Source organism: Chroococcidiopsis sp. TS-821 (assembly GCF_002939305.1).
Taxonomy (GTDB): Bacteria; Cyanobacteriota; Cyanobacteriia; order Cyanobacteriales; family Chroococcidiopsidaceae; genus Chroogloeocystis.
Window position 1 is genome coordinate 178,907 of the sequence record NZ_MVDI01000004.1, and the last position, 19,612, is coordinate 198,518.

General features: G+C 43.5%; 14 protein-coding genes. 1 reads left to right on the top strand and 13 read right to left on the bottom strand.

What is annotated here, in order from left to right:
• Window positions 1-22: 22 nt before the first annotated feature.
• The 5 genes from rpsG to B1A85_RS13815 all read right to left on the bottom strand — a co-directional run bounded on the left by rpsG (window position 23) and on the right by B1A85_RS13815 (window position 4,388).
• The gene (gene rpsG, locus B1A85_RS13795; protein ID WP_104547483.1) at window positions 23-493 is read right to left on the bottom strand and encodes a 30S ribosomal protein S7; all 471 of its coding nucleotides are present in this window, start codon (window positions 491-493) and stop codon (window positions 23-25) included.
• Between the two features lie 265 nt (window positions 494-758).
• Window positions 759-1,130 carry a 30S ribosomal protein S12 gene (rpsL, locus tag B1A85_RS13800; protein ID WP_015190070.1) on the bottom strand — a complete coding sequence of 124 codons (372 nt, stop codon included), beginning with the start codon at window positions 1,128-1,130 and terminating at the stop codon, window positions 759-761.
• Window positions 1,131-1,320: 190 nt separating this feature from the next.
• On the bottom strand, window positions 1,321-1,671 hold the full coding sequence (locus tag B1A85_RS13805) for an iron-sulfur cluster assembly accessory protein (RefSeq protein WP_104547484.1): 351 nt from the start codon (window positions 1,669-1,671) through the stop codon (window positions 1,321-1,323).
• Window positions 1,672-1,801: 130 nt separating this feature from the next.
• Window positions 1,802-2,221: a cupin domain-containing protein gene (locus B1A85_RS13810; RefSeq protein ID WP_104547485.1), complete on the bottom strand. Its 420-nt coding sequence runs from the start codon at window positions 2,219-2,221 to the stop codon at window positions 1,802-1,804.
• Window positions 2,222-2,489: 268 nt separating this feature from the next.
• Window positions 2,490-4,388 carry a phosphodiester glycosidase family protein gene (locus B1A85_RS13815; RefSeq protein ID WP_210404456.1) on the bottom strand — a complete coding sequence of 633 codons (1,899 nt, stop codon included), beginning with the start codon at window positions 4,386-4,388 and terminating at the stop codon, window positions 2,490-2,492.
• 848 nt (window positions 4,389-5,236) lie between these two features.
• Between B1A85_RS13815 and B1A85_RS13820 the strand changes: the two genes are divergently transcribed.
• Complete coding sequence (locus tag B1A85_RS13820) at window positions 5,237-9,955, top strand: glutamate synthase-related protein (RefSeq protein ID WP_210404441.1); 4,719 nt, start codon at window positions 5,237-5,239, stop codon at window positions 9,953-9,955.
• Between the two features lie 103 nt (window positions 9,956-10,058).
• Here the strand turns inward: B1A85_RS13820 and B1A85_RS13825 are convergent, their stop codons facing one another.
• From B1A85_RS13825 to B1A85_RS13860, 8 genes are all read right to left on the bottom strand, one after another.
• A complete protein-coding gene (locus B1A85_RS13825) occupies window positions 10,059-12,314 on the bottom strand; it encodes a GumC family protein (RefSeq protein ID WP_104547487.1) in 2,256 nt (751 codons plus the stop codon).
• Window positions 12,315-12,552: 238 nt separating this feature from the next.
• Window positions 12,553-13,896 (bottom strand): glycosyltransferase family 4 protein, encoded by a 1,344-nt coding sequence (locus B1A85_RS13830; RefSeq protein ID WP_104547488.1) that lies wholly within the window; start codon window positions 13,894-13,896, stop codon window positions 12,553-12,555.
• A gap of 386 nt (window positions 13,897-14,282) precedes the next feature.
• A complete protein-coding gene (locus B1A85_RS13835; protein WP_104547489.1) occupies window positions 14,283-14,879 on the bottom strand; it encodes a putative colanic acid biosynthesis acetyltransferase in 597 nt (198 codons plus the stop codon).
• Window positions 14,880-15,189: 310 nt separating this feature from the next.
• Entirely contained in the window at window positions 15,190-15,759 is a 570-nt protein-coding gene (locus tag B1A85_RS13840) for a YdcF family protein (protein WP_104547490.1), read from the bottom strand.
• A 29-nt stretch (window positions 15,760-15,788) separates the two neighbouring features.
• Complete coding sequence (locus tag B1A85_RS13845; RefSeq protein ID WP_104547491.1) at window positions 15,789-16,709, bottom strand: DUF4351 domain-containing protein; 921 nt, start codon at window positions 16,707-16,709, stop codon at window positions 15,789-15,791.
• Window positions 16,710-16,868: 159 nt separating this feature from the next.
• Window positions 16,869-17,696 (bottom strand): glycosyltransferase family 2 protein, encoded by an 828-nt coding sequence (locus B1A85_RS13850; RefSeq protein ID WP_104547492.1) that lies wholly within the window; start codon window positions 17,694-17,696, stop codon window positions 16,869-16,871.
• Between the two features lie 39 nt (window positions 17,697-17,735).
• Complete coding sequence (locus B1A85_RS13855; RefSeq protein WP_104547493.1) at window positions 17,736-18,920, bottom strand: glycosyltransferase; 1,185 nt, start codon at window positions 18,918-18,920, stop codon at window positions 17,736-17,738.
• A 46-nt stretch (window positions 18,921-18,966) separates the two neighbouring features.
• Window positions 18,967-19,458, bottom strand: coding sequence for an acyltransferase (locus B1A85_RS13860; RefSeq protein WP_168192403.1), 492 nt, complete (start codon window positions 19,456-19,458; stop codon window positions 18,967-18,969).
• Between the last annotated feature and the right edge of the window lie 154 nt (window positions 19,459-19,612).

Sequence of the window (19,612 nt, forward strand, 5' to 3'; positions counted from 1 at the left end):
TGATTTCCCCTCTAGTATCAATCTAGTATCGATAGTGAGCAAACGCTTTGTTTGCTTCTGCCATACGATGAGTTTCTTCTCGCTTACGAATGGCACTTCCTGTCTCGTTTGCCGCGTCCATTAATTCACTAGCAAGTTTGCTTGCCATCGAGCGACCCGAACGTTGTCTTGCGTACTGAATCAACCAGCGGAGTGCTAACGTCGTTCCTCGATCTGCACGTACTTCCATTGGTACTTGGTATGTTGCACCTCCAACACGACGGGCTTTTACTTCGACTAGCGGAGTTGCATTACGTACCGCTCTTTCAAAAGTTTCGATAGGATCGCCCCCAGTTCGTTCTTCAATAGTTTTCATAGCATCATAGATGATTCTTGCAGCTAGCGATTTCTTACCATTACGCATCACCCGCCGCATCATCATACTAATGAGGCGACTGTTATATACTGAATCTGGGGGAACTGGACGTTTTTGAATAACAGTACGACGAGACATACGTAAGCCTTTAAATTAAACTACTGGGCAACAACGACATAATTTCTATAGAGCGGTCTCCTGCTGTGTCACTTTTGGCACAGCTCTAAACGCGACTAGCCATCATTCTAGTCTTTAAGCTGAATATGTTAATTTTGCAAGCTGTCTATCGAACACGCCTTCACTTAATATAATGAAGCGCAGGCATTACCTTTGCCACTTTAACATTTTATTTAAGAATTGTAGCAAGCGTGAGATCTGCTACAGTTTTTTTTGGCAAACTGTGTTACTTGGGACGCTTTGTACCATACTTGGAGCGACCTTGTTTGCGGTCTTTAACTCCGGCAGTGTCTAAAGTTCCTCGAATAATGTGGTATCGCACTCCAGGTAAGTCTTTGACACGACCGCCACGAATCATGACGACCGAGTGTTCTTGTAAATTGTGACCAATTCCAGGAATGTATGCTGTGACTTCAAATCCAGAGGTTAAGCGTACCCTAGCTACCTTACGCAGGGCAGAGTTCGGCTTCTTGGGTGTTGTGGTATACACGCGCGTGCAGACACCTCTACGCTGTGGGCATTCCTTCAGCGCTGGTGATTTTGTTTTCTTACTTGTGAGTTGACGTTCGCTACGAATGAGTTGCTGTATAGTTGGCATGGGTTACAGCACGTAATTTTGCTTACTGCTCTTAGTTTTAACAAATCCTGAGTATAACAAACTCATGCGTAGCGTGTCAAATTAGTAGTAGCAAAGGGCAGAGGTCAGAGAATACAGTTGAGATTTGTTGCCCAAGGGTTGAATTACGGAATGCGTTGATGTTTCTTGCTTGATAGTTGCTTATCAATCGCTACTCTTGCGAAGTAGAGGATTCTGATGCCACAGAAAAGGAGTTACCACAGCTACAAGTTGCGATCGCTTGCGGATTATGAAAGCGAAAACCTCCGCCCATCAAATCTTCCGAATAATCAAGGAGGAGGTCACGAACATAATTAACACTTTGCGCATCGACAACGACCGTAATTCCGCTACAGTTATAAACGCGATCGCTTGAGGTAATGCCGGTATCAAACTCCATGTTATACAGCAAGTTAGAGCAACCGCCAGTGCACACTTTTAGCCGCAAAAAGACGTTTCGATCTTGCTGCTTCGAGCGCAGGCGTTGGATTTCCTTAGCTGCAGATGTACTGAGACGAACCATGAATGCATTGTAGAGTAGGGAATGAACTCGTGCCTTGACTGAGCTAGCTAGACACAAAAGTTAATTTATAACGTTTTATTAGTTTTCCTACTATGCATCTTAACTGTATTTTTTTCCCTACTCTTAATTTTTACTTGGTGCGAGAGTAGTCGTCTTGGAAGCGGACTATATCGTCTTCTCCCAAGTACTCGCCATTTTGGACTTCAATAATGATCAGGGGAATTACACCAGGATTTTCTAAGCGGTGGTTTGTACACTGGGGGACATAGGTAGATTGATTATTTGTCAGTAGAATTTCAGCATCGCCACAAGTTACTTTTGCTGTCCCTGAAACAACTATCCAATGTTCGCTGCGGTGATGATGCATTTGTAGGCTCAGACGATGCCCTGGCTTAACTTCTATTCGCTTAATTTTGTAGCCGCGTCCTTCTTCGAGAACTGTAAAAGATCCCCATGGTCTGAGTTCAGTAGCTGCAACGCCTTTGTGACCTACAGATGGCGGTAAAGGCAGTGTTGTAGGCTCTTGGGTAGTTTCTTGAGCCTGGACCATACACTTTTCTCCTTGTAACAAAACGACTTATAGCAATACAGAAAGCTGATTTGGCGCTTAAGATACCCAAACTTTGGCAAATATAGCTCAAGATAGCAAACACCTGCTAGCAACTGACACTACAAAATGCACTTGTTTCATATGTTTATAACAACTCTTCATGAGTTGTGCGATATGTTTAAGCAATCTTTAACTTCAGCCGAAATTCAGGTTTGGTAATTGGGAGTTAGTCAATGGTCAGCATAAGAAATTTTTATTCTCTAATACTTTAGGTGTGCGGTTCGAGAAAAATTGCCAATCCGTTGTGGATGCGGGCGGCGGTACGGGGAGAGCGATCGAGTAGCTGTCCTCCTAGGAATAGACTAGTTGAGCTACCACCATCGAGATTTAAAGCATCAACACAGCCTAGATGTTGCATGATTTGGGCAATTTCTGTCAAGCTTGGACCTACGCCATTCGCACGGTTGTGGACAGCAGCAATAAGAAGATTGCCTGTTGGCGTTACGCCGATCGCACTGCGCGCGGCTTTTTGACGGCTAAAAGCTTCACTAAAGCCTTCAGCTTGCGCGTTTAACACAATTTGACGATTTTGTAATAGAAGCGGTCCACCTCCTAAGATATGGGGGTAACTGGCAAAGTCAGCTGGATTCGTAGCATTTTCGATGCGGATGATAGTGCCTACAGGTAGTAAGCTAGCAACTTGCGGACTTGCCCGTAGCGCGAGTAAGAAGCCGTTAGCAGGAATTGGAAATGAGGTTTCACCTGCAACACCGCCAGGGATTTGCCCAGTGATTTGATTATTCTGCACAACGACGATAATTTCGTTGTCAATAAGAGGTGTGTAGGTAGCGCCCCAAGTGTTTGTATAGTGGGCAATACCAGGCTGAACATAGCCACTATTAAAAGTAACAACCGGCAAACGCTGTCCGGAAGAGGTAATAATCGTTTCTTGAAGTTGTAGCCGTCCGAATCTAAACTTACCAGCGTCATTCCAAGCGATCGCGCCTCGGTTGAGAATGGGACCAGATAGCCATTGTCCGTCACGTCGAATTGCTCCCAAGGGTAGCTGATTTTTGCGATTAAAAAAACCGCCGTTAATTGCTGCAGCGGCGTTTAATTGTTGCGCAATTGTCAGAATGGGTGCTGTCCCAGTCAGCGAGCTTGTCGTGCTAGAAATTGGTTTGAGTGCGAGTCCTGTTGTGCGCGGATTGACTTCGAGTAAAACGACAGGAAAGCGCGAATCGCCTAATGTGACAAATTGCTGTCGCCAACGCACGCCAGGTGCCCACTGTATATCGCGTTCTACCATCGCATCCGGTCGTAAATCGATAACTAACCGGTTGGGATTAGGTAAAGTACTCGGGCGCGGGGATAAGCCAGCAGGAACACTCAGGCGAATTGTTGTTAAGTTGGGTGCGCTTTCGAGTTGAAGAACTGAAGTTTGTTTTTTGTCTTGAGCGCTGGCGAGTTGTTCAGCTAAAGTAGGTTGGAAGCGTTCAACTAGCGATCGCTCAGGTGTTGCATCAATCGTAATTAACCATTCTTGATTAGGCGGTTGGTCGTCATCATCTGTTGGTGTTGGCGATTTTGGTTGCACAGGAATTGGTTGTGAGGTCACTTGCCAGAAGGCTGGGCGATCCAAATCAATGACAAGGCGATCGCCCCATGCTTGTTTACCTTGACGAATATTTTTGATCGTTGCAGGGGGTGTACTGATGTGTAACGTATTGCCATTCGTTTGAATTTGCCAGCCCAACTTTGTCGCTAATTGCGTAATGTCGAGATAGCGATAACTGTTGTGATGCCAAGCATCTAGTGTAAATGCTGAGGTTGTTGGTTCAGAAAACCATTGCACGGATTGCTTGGTGACATCTTTCGTATTCAATAACTCTATGCCCAGTAGCTGCATCAGCCCAGCATCGCTAATCGCTGTTGCCATTCCGGCTTTAGTCGGCTGCTGCCACTGACTCCAAGCGCCTGGTAGCGTGCGATGATTGAGTGCAATTTGCGTACCTGTAGCGAGTAAACGCCGTGCAGACTTTTGACTTGTTAGTATCGGTGTGGCAGCAGACTTGGAAAATGGCGACGACTGCTGCGCGTTACTATTAATAGTTGTTGTTAGCCACAATGCCATTGTCAAGAGCGAAACTAAGACACTGCGCGGCATCAGCAACGCACGAGTTCGGAGTATAGTCGATTCTAAGGAAAAACGCGATCGCGCACTACACCAGCAGCGAATGCCACAAACTGGTTGATAAAAGCTGCTTTGATACTTCAGGCTTGACACCACAGGTATCTGATTGGCGCGCCAGGTCTTTTGCTGAGTTTGTTTAATTTCCTCGCTATTCACTCCTAACTCCTAAATATTAAAAATTACTGACTTCTATTTCGAGCCTTAACGTCATAATGTATAGAAGTAGCTTAATCGAGTCGGCACAAAATCAGTGACATCCAGGTTTTGCTTAGTGCTTGAGTGTACTATGAAGCTTGACTTTAAAATTAGGCATTGCGTTAGCAACCTGATGGTTAAATGCTTAGTGGTACTAGCTCCGCAGGTGCAGTAAATTTTTATTGCACTCAGGAATTGTCAATGCTGAGCGTTTGAGCGTAACCTTACTCTGTTACTTTATGATAAGGATCGAGAAACATCACATAATTTCGGTTGTTTGTCAATAGACTGCGCAAAAAGAAAATTAAACTTGAGCGGGCAATCCTATCGTAGGAATTGCTGAAATATAACAAAATCATCAGTTTAAGACACGCAGCCAAACACTAGAGTTCCACAATTAAGAACGGATTACGAAATCGGTTGTAGATGAGATTGCCAGCACTGATCGGAAAAGGTTTAATTTTAAAACGCCAACAAAAAGTGTTGAGCGCGAGTCAAATAATTTTAAATAATTTTTATTAACGCGACTTGTCTTGTCTCGTCAGCCTCGATTCTGTAGTTATATACTGCAGAATTCATCGCAGTCAACTTTGAGTAAAACCCCTTTGCAGAATCCTAACTAATCTATGAATAACCAGCAGATAAATCAAAATCCACTGAACATTACGAATCAAAAGGCAGATTGTCCTTCGGATAGCACTTATGCGGGACCGCGCTGGTTGGTAGAAGAAAGAGACGCCTGCGGCGTGGGGTTTATTGCGCAGCGTGAAAATCGAGCGAGTCACGAAATTGTGGAAAAAGCGCTAGCAGCGCTTGCTTGCTTGGAGCACCGAGGTGGCTGTAGTGCCGATCGAGATTCAGGAGACGGCGCAGGGGTAATGACTGCGATTCCTTGGAAATTGCTGAGTCAGTGGCTGCAACAGCAAGGAAAACAGCTACCGCCAACCGAAAATTGTGCGGTAGGGATGCTATTTTTACCGCAAGAAGAGGCGATCGCAAGTGTTGTCCGACAGACGGTAGAGCGCGTATTAGCACAAGAAAACCTGACCGTATTAGGCTGGCGCGTTGTCCCAGTTAAACCACAGTTATTAGGAATTCAAGCACGAGAAAATCAACCGCAAATTGAACAAGTCATCGTTGCTAGCACTGATAAAACAGGTGATGCGCTCGAACGCCAACTGTATATCACGCGGAAAAAGATTGGTAAAGCGTTAGAAGCAACGGGCGAGATCGAAGACGCTGAGAACTTTTATATTTGCTCATTTTCGAGTCGCACGATTGTTTATAAAGGAATGGTGCGCTCGGCAGTGTTGGGTGAATTTTATACTGATTTAAAAAATTCAGATTATCAAAGTGCGTTCGCGGTTTATCACCGTCGTTTCAGTACAAACACGATGCCGAAATGGCCGTTGGCGCAACCGATGCGGCTATTAGGACACAACGGAGAAATTAACACATTACTGGGAAATATTAACTGGATGATGGCACGTGAAGCCGACTTGACGCATCCAGTTTGGGAAGATCGCTTCGAGCTCCTCAAGCCAATCGTCCATGTTGATAATAGCGACTCGGCAACGTTAGATAATGTCTTGGAATTATTGGTTCGCTCTGGTCGAAGTCCGCTCGAGGCATTAATGATTATGGTGCCAGAGGCGTATTTAAATCAGCCAGACTTAGAAAACTACCCCGAAATTATTGACTTTTACGAATACTACAGCGGCATTCAAGAACCCTGGGATGGACCTGCGCTACTTGTGTTTAGCGATGGCAAAAAAGTTGGGGCAACGCTTGACCGCAATGGTTTGCGACCAGCACGCTACAGTATTACGCAAGATGGTTACATTGTGGTTGCTTCCGAAGCGGGAGTTGTGGACTTACCTGAAGCCGAGATTGTTGAAAAAGGTAGACTCGGTCCAGGACAGACGATCGCTGTCGATTTGGAAAGTCACGAAGTTTTGAAAAACTGGGAGATCAAACAGCGGATTGCGCGAGCAAAGCCTTATGGAGAGTGGCTGAAAAAGTACCGCGTTGAACTTGGCAACACTGATACATTACATCTAGATACACAAGCAGCAAGTGGCGGCGAGGAAGATACAACGCAAAATCTCTCCTCACCTCCTTTACCGCAAACACTCAATCCAAAAACGGCATTACTGCGAAATCAAATTGCCTTCGGTTACACCACAGAAGACGTGGAAATGGTGATTCAACCGATGGCAAGTGAAGGAAAAGAGCCGACATTCTGCATGGGAGATGATATTCCCCTCGCAGTACTATCCGAACGCCCGCATTTGCTGTACGACTACTTCAAGCAGCGATTTGCACAGGTAACAAATCCACCGATCGATCCGTTGCGCGAAAGCTTGGTAATGTCGCTGAAAATGGAACTCGGCGAACGCGGAAATTTATTAGAGGCAAAACCAGAATACGCAAAACGCCTGAAACTCGATTCTCCCGTGTTGCAGGCAGGAGATTTAGCTGCGATTAAACAATCAGGTTTTACGTGTGCCACATTGTCTACGCTGTTTGAAATTGCGAAAGGTCCTCAAGGTTTAGAAGTCGCGGTGAGAAATTTGTGCGCTCAGGCAGCAGCAGCGGTAAAAGACGGCAATACAATTCTGATCTTGAGCGATCGCACCCATCCCCTCTCGGAAGAGTTTAGCTATATTCCACCTCTACTCGCCGTTGGTGCCGTTCACCATCACCTAATTCGGGAAGGACTGCGGATGAAAGCTTCGTTGGTGGTAGATACCGCGCAGTGCTGGAGTACGCATCATTTCGCGTGCTTGATTGGTTATGGTGCTAGCGCCGTGTGTCCGTATCTTGCCTTAGAAACGGTACAAAGTTGGTGGTCCGATCCGAAAACACAGCAGTTTATGGAACGCGGAAAAATCGCCGCGATTACGCTCGATCAAGCGCTCAACAACTATCGCAAGGCAGTAGAAGCGGGCATTCTCAAGATTCTCTCAAAGATGGGAATTTCCTTACTCACAAGTTACCAAGGAGCGCAAATTTTTGAAGCAATTGGCATTGCGCAGGACTTGTTAGAACTTGGATTCCGCGGGACAACTTCGCGCTTGGGAGGGTTGAGTACTTGCGAATTAGCACAAGAAGTTTTGTCGTTCCATCAACGTGCTTTCCCCGAATTAACCGTTAAAAAGTTAGAAAACTTTGGGTTTATTCAGTATCGCCCTGGCGGTGAGTATCACATGAATAGCCCAGAATTGGCAAAAGCACTGCATAAAGCGATCGCCGATCGAAACAATTACGACCACTACGAAGTTTATCGCCAACTATTAGAACACCGACCAGTAACTGCGCTGCGCGATTTACTCGACTTTAATTCAGACCGCGCGCCCATTGCTAAAGAGGAAGTCGAACCGATTACCGAAATTGTCAAGCGCTTTTGTACTGGTGGCATGTCCTTAGGGGCGCTATCGCGCGAAGCCCATGAAACACTGGCGATCGCGATGAACCGCATTGGTGGTAAATCAAATTCGGGCGAAGGTGGTGAAGATCCAATCCGCTACCAAGTCCTCAATGATGTCGATGCGCAAGGACATTCGCCGTTGCTACCGCATTTGAAAGGTTTGAAAAATGGCGATACGGCATCTTCAGCAATCAAGCAAGTTGCTTCAGGACGTTTTGGCGTCACGCCTGAATACTTGATGAACGCCAAGCAAATTGAAATCAAAATTGCGCAGGGCGCTAAACCAGGCGAAGGCGGACAACTACCAGGAAAAAAAGTCAGCCCCTATATTGCCATGCTGCGGCGATCTAAACCAGGAGTGACACTCATTTCGCCACCGCCACATCATGATATTTACTCGATCGAAGACTTAGCGCAGTTAATTTTTGACTTGCATCAAATTAATCCAAAAGCCCAAGTATCGGTGAAGTTAGTCGCCGAAGTGGGTATCGGGACAGTTGCTGCGGGTGTTGCCAAGGCAAATGCGGATATTATTCAAATTTCAGGACACGATGGCGGAACAGGTGCATCGCCACTATCTTCAATTAAGCACGCGGGTGGACCTTGGGAATTGGGATTAACCGAAGTGCACCGCGTGTTGATGGACAATAAATTACGCGATCGCGTCATCTTACGCGTTGATGGCGGCTTTAAGAGTGGCTGGGATGTCCTTATGGGTGCGCTTATGGGTGCAGAAGAGTTTGGCTTCGGCTCGATCGCGATGATTGCCGAAGGCTGCATTATGGCGCGCATTTGTCACACAAACAATTGCCCTGTGGGAGTTGCGAGCCAAAAAGAAGAACTGCGACAGCGCTTTCCTGGTATGGCAGAACACGTCGTCAATTTCTTTTACTTTATTGCAGAGGAAGTCCGCGGACTCTTAGCAAAACTCGGCTATCGCTCGCTAAGTGAAATTGTCGGGCGTGCTGATTTGCTCAAACTGCGCGAAGGCGTGCGACTGACAAAAACACAAGCACTCAACCTCGATTGCATCATGCAGTTGCCTGATACGCGAGAAGATCGCGCGTGGCTCAATCATGAAACGGTTCACAGTAATGGTCCTGTGCTCGATGACGAATTACTTGCCGATCCAGATATTCAAGCGGCGATTCGCAATCAATCTAGCGTTACCAAAGATCTCACAATTGTTAATACAGATCGAACAGTAGGCGCGAGACTGGCAGGAGCGATCGCATCTCAATACGGTAATACTGGCTTTGAAGGACAAATCAATCTCAACTTCAAAGGTAGCGTCGGACAAAGCTTTGGTGCATTTAACTTGCCAGGTATGATCTTAACGCTCGAAGGCGAAGCAAACGATTACGTTGGCAAAGGAATGCATGGGGGAGAGATTATTATCAAACCTCCAGCAGCTGCAACGTATGCACCTGAGGATAATGTAATTGTGGGTAATACCTGTTTATACGGTGCTACAGGCGGTATGCTGTTTGCGAACGGTATTGCTGGCGAGCGCTTTGCAGTACGTAACTCGAAAGGAACCGCCGTGATTGAGGGTGCAGGCGATCACTGCTGTGAATATATGACGGGTGGCGCGATCGTTGTTTTAGGTAAGGTTGGTAGAAACGTGGGCGCTGGTATGACTGGCGGTTTAGCGTACTTCCTTGATGAAGAAGGTAACTTCCCTGCTTTGGTCAACCCTGAAATTGTTAAACTGCAACGAGTGAGTAGCCCTGCTGGTGAGAAACAATTGAAAGAGTTGATTGTAGCCCACGCACAACGCACAAATTCACCAAAGGCGAAACGAATTCTAGAAAATTGGTCAGAGTACTTACCGCAGTTTTGGCAAGTTGTACCACCATCGGAAGCAGAGAGTCCAGAAGCTGCTGTACAGAAAGAGTTGAGTTCTGTGCAGTAATTTAAAGCAGAGGTGCAGAGGTGCAGAGGAGAAGGAGAGATAGTGTTTGTTTTCATAACTCATCACTCACCTCTTACCATTCACCCCTCACCACTCACCCCTCTTATGTATTTTGAACTTGAGGCTTGTAGTAGTAGTAATTGTACGGTGCGAATTCATAGTTTTTGACACCATTACCTACTGTACCCAAGATGGTTGCAGGCGACATTTTTAAGCGGTCTAAAGCTTGGGCGAGGAGCGAGCGATCCGTTTTACCCATGCGCACGACTAAAACAATTCCTGCGGTGTAGGGAGCAAGAAGGCTACTATCCGCAAGTCCTAACATCGGTGGCGTATCGTAGATGACTAGGTCAAAGCTTTGTCGCAGTTGCGCCATGATTTGCTGCATCTTTTTGGAAGAAAGCAGCTTGACAGGATCGGGAGGAATAGGACCTGAAGTGAGGACATAAAGATTTTCCCACAAAGGCGATCGCTGAATGGCATCGTCTACAGGTAAGCTGGTTGTAATGACGTTACTTAGCCCTGCTTCGTTGGGTAAATTGAGTTTGTTATGCACCTGAGGGAGCCGCAGATCGGCGTCAACAAGTAGAACGCGCTGTCCCATCGCCGCCGCCGCTTGTGCGAGGTGCATAGCTATCGTTGATTTACCATCAGCATGGGATGCGGAACTAATAACTAAGGAATGAATGGGTGTATCAGAACCTAAAAAGTTGATGTTTGTGTGTAACGAGCGAAACGCTTCTAAGAAGGGGAAATAGCTCTCACTTTGGGTATTGCTGAAACTATCAAGCAGCAGTTGAATACCTTCTGATTTTTTAACAACTTCAATCTCAGCTGCTGGTGTTGCGGGTGGTAGGGATTTACGGAAGGGAATTGTCCCAAGGAGTGGCAGTTTCGTGATTTCTTTGAGATCGTCAGGTGAATGAAAGACATTATCTAATCGTTCGGCTAACAACGCCGCGCCCATTCCTGCTAAGAGACCAGCGACGATCCCTAAAATAAGATTGCGCTTGATATTGGGTGAGATGGGATCTTCTTGAGTAAGTTGAGGAGCTGCGATCGTTTGCCAAGGAATCTCCTTTTGAGCTGTTTCAATTTGCAGGGATTCGCGTTTTTCTAAAAAGCGGTTCAAACTTTCGGTAGCAATTTTCAATTCGCGTTGCAAATCTGCATATTGTCGTGCCAAAGTAGGCAATTGTTGAATTTGTCGATTAAGACTCTCCTCAGCTTGGGCAATTTTGGCTGCACGAACTTCTAAACCGGAAATTTGATTAGATACCTCAACTAATGTGTTGCTTAAAACTCGTTGAGCTTCTTGGCGCAGTACTGGTAACAAATTTTCACGTTTTTGGCGCAAGGTTAGCAAGATCGGGCTATCTTCTTGAAAGCGAGTTGATTCAGCAGCAATTTGACCGTCAATATCGCGTAATTGTGCAACTAGCTTTTGATATACACTAGAGGTATTTAAGGCTTGCGATGCTTCAGATTGATCTTGTAGGTTAGGATTGAGAATGACAGTTTCGGCAAGTTGAGCACCTGCTTTACCTCGTAGTGCTGCATACAAAGCACGAGTTTCGGCTAAAGTTTTTTGTGTTTCGAGCCGCTGTAGTTTGATCGCGCTAACTTGCTGAGATAATTGTTCGGCTTTAACTTCGGGATCGATAAAATTGTATTCTTGACGAAATTGCTGTAACTCTTTTTGTAAAGTATTCACGCGCGCTTGTAACTGCGGCATTTGCTCGTCAACAAACTGAATACCTTGACGCAAATTTGTTTGCCGTTCTTCCAAGCTATATTTGAGAAATCCAACGGCGAGTTGCTGCAAAATGAACTGAATTTTTTCAGGGTCAGAATCTTGATAGCGAATATCTAAAATTTTAGTTTCTTGAAAGCGGCGAATACTTAGGTTGTCGAGCAAAGAAGTATAATTAGTGTCAGGATAACGCCTTGCAATTTCTTGAAGAATGGGAGCCATTAATTCAGGGCTGCGTAATACTTGAATCTGCGTATCGTAATCTAAACCCTCTCGCTGCATTTGGGCGCTAACGCCAGGAATTTGGGTTAATCCTTCAAGTGGGCGTTCCGCGGTTACAGATTCGACAAGAAGTTGAAACCCACCTTCATACTTAGGTTGGCGGGTGAAAGTCCAAAAAGCAACGCTCGCCGAGAGTGCGATCGCCACACTTCCTAAAACCAGTGCGCGACGGCGAATTAATGCAAGAAGTTGGCGAAGATCCCACTCATCTGTTGTTGTATCAGGAATTGGTAAAGGAGTATTAATAACAGGTAGCAAAGGTTGGGGGTACTTACCATTGCCGTTTTTTTCAAAAAGTAGTTGATTTTTTATTTGCTCTTCCATAAAGAATTCCTCTCACTGACTTCTAATATGAGAATTGCTAATAAATAATAGTTATTTAAGTAAATAGGTGAAAACGTTATAATTTAGAGGTTGAGAATTAGGAGTATTGAGGGATTAGCTAGTAGCTATTTCATGTTTTTTCTATGATTAAATACTCAACACCGAAAGAAGTTCTCACTTATCTACAAAGACAAAACAATCACGTATTAACAATTCACGTATAATTGCAACTTGGTAACTAAACTAGTTTGCTTTTTGCTTCTTTTGTACTGCTTTGTTTATGCACCACATTACTCAAGACTTTTGAGTACTGTTGGGCAATAATCTCTGGGGTAAAATTGGATTGAAGATAACGCCTACCTGCATCGCCCATTTGTTCTGCTAAGTAGCGATCGCCTGCAAGACGCCGAATAAAAGAGACTAAACCATTTACGTCACCGTTACTAAAAGCTGCACCACAATTGGCTTCTGATAGTAGCGATCGCAAGTAAGAGTTAGATTCGCAAATTGCAGCAACAGGACGTCCAGCAGCTAAAATACCATACAATTTGCTTGGCGCCACAATTCCTTCCATGCCAGGGCTAATGCTGACTAACGATAAATCGCATGCTGTTAGGGAATAAGGAAGATCTTGTTTATCTTGATACGGTAAAAACTGGCAATTTGTTAACCCTAATTTTTTCACTTTTTCGATACAAAGTTGTCGCTTAGCGCCACCACCAATAAAAACAAATTGAATTGAATCATTTTGTAGTTGCCACGCTGCTTCTAGGATGGTATCCATTTCATGGCAACGTCCCATATTGCCTGAGTACAAAACAGTGAATTTTTTCACTAAATCATACTTGAGCGCAAACCAATTTTTCTGTTTAGCTATAGGAAATATCCAATTAGGGTTAGCCCAGTTATGAATGATAGAAATTTTGTCACCAACTTCAGGGCATTTGGTCTGTACTCGGTTCTTCATTGTTGAACTTAGTACAATGATGCCATCTGCTTTTTTCCAAACTTGTTTATTAATCCAATCCCAAGCTTTAACGATCCAATTTTTAGAGGAAACTAATTTAAGCTCTACTGCAACGTCAGGATATAAATCATACAATAAACAAATGTATGGAGTACCAAAAAAGAGCTTAGCGATATAACCGACGATTGGTAGGAAAGGTGGTGCGCTGGTTAATAGTAAGATATCTTTTTTGCGCGAATTCTTAAATACATGAAGTACGCAACGTAGAAAAAATAAAAGTCCGTTGATAGCTTTACCGCGAATTCTTGCAGGGCAAAGGCGAGATGTGCGCGATCGCTGTACTGAAACTCGGTTGAACTTCTCTTTCGCTGGAGCAGATTCTTTCCGAAAAGCATACCCAGGTTGCCCAGTGAAAACTTGTACGTGAATCCCAAGACGTCCTAATTGAATCGCAAGCTCTTCAATAAGTTGCCCTGTTGCTGCATAATCGGGAGGATAAAACTGCGTGAAGATAGATAAGTTAAAAGATTGTTGTAGTTCTGATGTCTTTTCATTACTAGGCTGTAATAGTTTTAAATTTTCTAGATTTAAACCCGGTGCATATTGTTCTATCATTGGCTGTACCAATTTGATGAGCAACTAAAAAAAAAGCAATCTGAAAATGCGGCAGCTTAACACTAAACTGCTTGTTATTTAAATTACAATGGCTTAATAAAGATTGCAGTTCACAAGCAATTTAACCCTCTATTTAGGATTATTCCATCGGAAACTTTACTGAAAATTCTCTAAAACGTCAAAAATTCTTTATTTCCTTTGCGTAAATTTACGGGATTGCAGTTAAGTATTTCTACGAGGTGAAACGTAGTAGTTAAAATTATGCTGTGTTCAGTAGAGTAGATGCTTAAGTAAAGGAGCTCTTAAATGTTTTATTTATAAATAAAAGTTGAATTGATTGGGTGTTCAAAATTGATTGAAATAGGATATTCAATCGACAAAAATATTTACTGATGTTTGAAATGAATTTTTGGTAAATCGTGCAGATTACTCGTATAAGCTTCTGAAATAATTCGCTGCTTGATTGGTTGTGCAGGGTTTCCTGCATAGATTGTCATCGGTTCGAGCGATCGCCCTGTGACACTACCGAGGGCTAGCACCGCGCCTTTACCGATAGTAACTCCAGGTCCAACAACAGCACGAGCAGCGATCCAGCTACCTTCAGCAATGTAAATTGCAGCGGGGATCAGTTTAAAATGAGGATCGCGCCAGTCGTGATTGCCGGTGCAGAGATAGACGTCTTGCGAGATGCAAACATGACTTTCTATGGTAATTGGTGCAACATTATCAAGCCAGGCGTTTTCGCCAATCCACGTGTAGTCACCTACAGTTAATCGCCAAGGAAACTTGACTCGTACTCCTGGTTTGATGCGGACTTGTTGACCAACTTTGCCACCAAAAAGGCGTAGTAATGAGACTTTGAATGCTGAAACTGGTAACCAGTGAGCGCGGAATAATGGTTCTCCAAGAAAATACCACAGAAGTTGTTTCCACAGTGGAGCACCAGGGGTATAGTTACCGAGAGTGTATTGATCGAGACGCATATTAATGAATAACTGATTTAAACTCAGCTGGAAGAAGTCATTCTTTACCTGCTTATTCTTCCCGCAGTTTGAAGGAGATGAGCAGATATTCGTTGTATTTACAAGATGAACAAGACAAGTTTTACTTTTATTCAGTCAGCAACACAAGTTGCAGCTTATGAAATCAAGAGCGCGGTAGTCATTTAGGTGCTGGAATTGGCTTCGAGTCTGGCGTAAGTGTAGTTGATTTGTCAAATATGCTGAGAGTCAATCTGTTTAACAGAAGTCACGGCTCGGAGGTTGGGGGTCAGGGGTAACAGCCCTGTCTATGCTACCGTGAATGAAAACTCGCGCCAGTACGTCGCGTAAAAAGCCATAATAAAGCACGGGTACTATCACGGAGAATGCGCAATTGCGATTCAGGGGGATGGTTGGAGGGAATGGGAACTGGAGTGAAAGTGATACCTTGACTTCCAAAAACAATAGTAGCGATCGCTGTGGCGCGGGACATATGAAAGTCGGAGGTGATGAGATAAACGTGTCGTATATGGCGTTGTTGGAATTCGTCAACGAGTGAGGTAAAGTTGGTGACAGTATCGACAGCGCGACGATCGATGTGGATGCGCGTGGGAGAAATTCCTGCTTGTTGAAAGATTTTACACGCTTGCTGGGTGGGAATACCAGAAGATACCCAAATGTCGAGTTGTGGATAAAGTTGTGCAAATTGAGCAGTGAATGTTTCGCGCTCTGCACCGCCACCGAGGGTAAGAATAGCTTGAGGTTGGGGTGCTTGATAGTGCGCGATCGCAAGTCTTAGTGGAATAATCCCCAATAGAATGATGAGCAAGGAGGCGATCGCCAAAGTGACAAAGCGGTATTTATGCTGAGGAGGAAACTTCATCGATAGCTCGTCACTCGTTCAAGACAACTTCAGTTACTGCTTGAGTGCTGCTCTAACCAACTGATTAAGTTAGTAATTTCAGTAAAGTCTAGTAGAGCCTCGCCTAACTCTTCTAATTGCGAAAGTGACAGTTGCTGGATTTGTGTTTGTAATTGTGAATCGACTGCACCAATTCGGCGGTTGAGTAGCCGTAGAATGAGCGATTGAGCTTCTTCTTGTCTACCTTGTTCGATACCTTGTTCCATCCAACTAGTGACAATTTCCATAACTTCCTCCTGCTGAACTAATCCTAGTGTACTTAGTTGTGTTTGAAAGCGTTGTTCTTCTTGGGCGTTGAGGTGTAAGTAGCTATCGATAAATCCAGAAATCAGCTGCATTCTGGCTGGATCTAGACGTAAAGTTGCTAGCAAGCGCAGACATTCTAATTTTACTATTGGTCTGTCTTGTGGTTGAATCTGCATCTTCGCCATCAGTGCGGCGGCTACGGGGTTTTCATGTCGCAGATACTCACGCCAGTGCAGGCGATTAAGTTGAATAACAGAGTAGTTGAATTCCAGGATTGTTTTGTCGGGGAAGGTGACTTGATGTGTTGTCGGTTCGCTGCGTTGTGGAGTGCTGTAGGAGAACAGTACTATCGGATAAACAGGCAGGGCATATTTTTCGTACAGTCGTGCGAAATAGTGAAACATCCGTTTACTGAAATCAGTTGCGGGGTGTGATTGGTGTTCGCAGTGAATTAGGAAGAATGTATCCTGTTCTCTAAACTTGGCTTTGGCAATGAGATCGACTTCGCGGCGATCGCCTGAGGTGACATCACTAAATAGTTCTTTGTCGAGGAAGGTAATGGAGTCGCGTTCGAGATAAGCGGTGACAGCGGGAAAGAATAGTTCAATAAATTCCCAGAAGAAGGTTGTCAGCAGTTCTTTGAAGAGGCGATCGTGATCTATCATGCATGGGATGAGTTTTGGAGTGGATAGCCCAAGCATATATTATTGGTGCGATCGCGTGTCTCATCGAAATAATATTGAGCAATCCCAAACTGAAAGTAAGGGGTTGATGTCAAGCCTAAGCAAGAACTCTTAAACTTATGAGTAAAACAATTTATTTGTCTACTTTGTGAGTAGGCTAGTAGCTGTATTTACACTAGAAGAAACTTTCGTTTCCAAATTTTGACTTTGATGAATCTCAGCTTCTATTAGGCGAATTGAGAGAAGAATTTCAGCTAAAGCACGTTGGAAGGCGTAATACCAACCAGCCCATCCGTCTAGAATACCTCTGTTGACGATCAAGCAGTAAAATAAAATGGCGAAAGGAGCTAAGATTTTTTGTTTGCGGATGCGATCGCCAAAGCTGAGTTCTCGATCGGGAGTTTCTAAGAGTTTTTTGGCTTCGATAATCATGTAGCGATCTTGTGCCCACAGCCATCGCGTTAAAGGTTTGCGATCGTCATGATAAATATATGACGAAAGCATAGCAGATTTACCATTTACCTGTAGTAGTTGTGTATGTCCGTCATCAATGTAAATAGCTTTCTCTTTTTTAAAGAGAACTTCACGTGGTGGAAGTAGTGTAGCTTGTAAAGGTTTGCCAAAAACGCAATACTTAAATTTGACAAAATAGCTATCTGCTAAGGAATCTTGTGCGAGAGTAGCAATTTCTGCAATTAAGTCTTCTGTGAGAACATAGTCTGCATCTAGTGATAATACCCATTCAGTTTGCACCTGCTGTAAGCCATAGTTCCACTGGTTAGTATGAGTATCAAATGTTCTCTGAAATATTTGAACTTGAGGATAGGAGCGCAGAATATCTAGAGTTGTATCGGAACTATAACTGTCAATAACTATTATTTGTTTTGCCCAAGTAAGACGCTGAAGCGTACGGTGGAGGTTGGCAGCTTCATTGTATGTCAGGAGCAAGGGAGTTATTTGATCGAGCATTGATTGTAGTTATGACAATATCGTAATGTTTGTAGACATTTAATAAACGGTAGAAATAGGCTCTCTTTTACGAATGGACATATATATTTCGATCAATTGTGAGGCAACACGCTCCCAAGTATATTTCTCAAAAACTAGCTGTCTAGCACGATTTCCCATCTGTTTCGCTTGTTGAGGATTTTGCAAACATTTCGTTAAAGCATCAGCAAGTTCTTCTGCATTAATATTGACGACATAAGCAGCTTGGGCTACTGCTGCTTCAGGAAAATTGCAGCCAGTAGTAATCACGCATGGTAATCCTGATGCCATACCTTCCAAAACAGACATACTAAATCCTTCAGAGTACGAAGGAGCGACATAGATGTTTGCAGCAGCAAGAGCGCTGTATTTGAGGGAACCAGTCAGCATACCAGTGAAGGTAACTGCATCTATGCATCCAGCTTGGGCAAAATAGTCTTTCACAACAGGTAAATAACCTATATTATCTTGCCCTGCGATAATTAAATGTGTATGAGGAAATAAAGCATGTATTTTGGCAAAAGCCGTAGAAAGTAGATCTAATCCTTTTTTAGGGTCGATTCTACCAAGAAATAGAATTATTGTTTTATTTCGAGTTTCTGGGAATTTTGAATAAAAATTTTCTGGCTCTGGTAGAGTTTCAAAATCTTGTTTGCGAACTCCATTAGGTACAACAACTATGGGAGCTTTAAGTTTAAGAATTTTAACACCTTCTGCTTCTTTTTTTGCTAAAGTTTGAATCGCACTGGCTTGCTGAAGAGCGGGTTTCTCAACAAAGTTATAATACAAACGCTTTTTCCAAGCTTTGTATGACAATGCCCAAGGCTCTAACATGCCACGAGGAGTTGCAATGTAAGGAATTTTTTGTCTTTGACAAGCCCAATAAGCAGGTAAAGTAGCATAGGAAAAAACAGCATTTGCATGTACTAAATCATAGTTGGACACATTTTTAAATAACCAGTTTGTTAATGCAAGGCTGAATTTATAACCTTTCAAATCCCAGTAAGGAAAATATCGAAAGCGATAAGATGCTTCAGAGATCCAAGTTTGTAATGGAACATTTAATTTTTCAGAGCCGTTAGCGTTAGTTGTTATTAAATCAACTTGCGCACCGCGATCGCCTAATGCGTGAGCTAGCTCTACAACACTTTTGGATGGTCCACCGTAGACATTTCCAACAGCGGGAACAAGCATTAAAATTTTCATAAAATCTGTTTAATACTTCAAATACATACGACAATCACGTAATGATTTAAGTCACTTCAAGACACTGTAATATAGACTCAGTAGAATTTTTCTGGCGATATTTTATAACCTTTGCAGGGGCTCCCACAGCTACAGCAAAAGGCGGAATTGACTTTGTAACTACACTATTTGCACCAATAACAGCACCATTACCAATTTCAACTCCCTTACCAATAAAAACACCTCTACCAATCCAAACGTCAGAACCTATTTTGATCTTTGCTCCTTGGAAACCTTGGTTTCTAATTAAAGTTTCTGGATCTGCATAGGCATGATCGTTATCGCGAATCGATACAAATTCTGCAATCCTTGAGTTATCACCAATTTCTACTCCATACAAAGAAGAAATATATGTGTAATCGTTCAAACTTACAAAATTTCCAATGTTTATATAGCCATCTGCTCCGCAGTTCAGAAATATTCCTACTCCGAATGAACAATTATTTCCTACTCTAATATCACGAAAAGCATATCCAAACCTAGGAAATCCTTGAAACATACATCTTTGCCCAAGTTCCCTAAACCATAAGTAAGGAAAAAATAAGTAAACATATGCGATACAATAGCTTCTAAATAAAGTAAAAAATTTAACAATCTTAGATAATAAATTAAACTGCATAAGGAAGTAAGTAAGCTATACAAAAATATCTTTT

Excerpts from the sequence above, each read along its gene's own strand:
- rpsG (WP_104547483.1), bottom strand. The coding sequence starts at position 493 with ATGTCTCGTCGTACTGTTATTCAAAAACGTCCAGTTCCCCCAGATTCA.
- rpsL (WP_015190070.1), bottom strand. The coding sequence starts at position 1,130 with ATGCCAACTATACAGCAACTCATTCGTAGCGAACGTCAACTCACAAGT.
- B1A85_RS13805 (WP_104547484.1), bottom strand. The coding sequence starts at position 1,671 with ATGGTTCGTCTCAGTACATCTGCAGCTAAGGAAATCCAACGCCTGCGC.
- B1A85_RS13810 (WP_104547485.1), bottom strand. The coding sequence starts at position 2,221 with ATGGTCCAGGCTCAAGAAACTACCCAAGAGCCTACAACACTGCCTTTA.
- B1A85_RS13815 (WP_210404456.1), bottom strand. The coding sequence starts at position 4,388 with ATGCCGCGCAGTGTCTTAGTTTCGCTCTTGACAATGGCATTGTGGCTA.
- B1A85_RS13820 (WP_210404441.1), top strand. The coding sequence starts at position 5,237 with ATGAATAACCAGCAGATAAATCAAAATCCACTGAACATTACGAATCAA.
- B1A85_RS13825 (WP_104547487.1), bottom strand. The coding sequence starts at position 12,314 with ATGGAAGAGCAAATAAAAAATCAACTACTTTTTGAAAAAAACGGCAAT.
- B1A85_RS13830 (WP_104547488.1), bottom strand. The coding sequence starts at position 13,896 with ATGATAGAACAATATGCACCGGGTTTAAATCTAGAAAATTTAAAACTA.
- B1A85_RS13835 (WP_104547489.1), bottom strand. The coding sequence starts at position 14,879 with ATGCGTCTCGATCAATACACTCTCGGTAACTATACCCCTGGTGCTCCA.
- B1A85_RS13840 (WP_104547490.1), bottom strand. The coding sequence starts at position 15,759 with ATGAAGTTTCCTCCTCAGCATAAATACCGCTTTGTCACTTTGGCGATC.
- B1A85_RS13845 (WP_104547491.1), bottom strand. The coding sequence starts at position 16,709 with ATGATAGATCACGATCGCCTCTTCAAAGAACTGCTGACAACCTTCTTC.
- B1A85_RS13850 (WP_104547492.1), bottom strand. The coding sequence starts at position 17,696 with ATGCTCGATCAAATAACTCCCTTGCTCCTGACATACAATGAAGCTGCC.
- B1A85_RS13855 (WP_104547493.1), bottom strand. The coding sequence starts at position 18,920 with ATGAAAATTTTAATGCTTGTTCCCGCTGTTGGAAATGTCTACGGTGGA.
- B1A85_RS13860 (WP_168192403.1), bottom strand. The coding sequence starts at position 19,458 with ATGTTTCAAGGATTTCCTAGGTTTGGATATGCTTTTCGTGATATTAGA.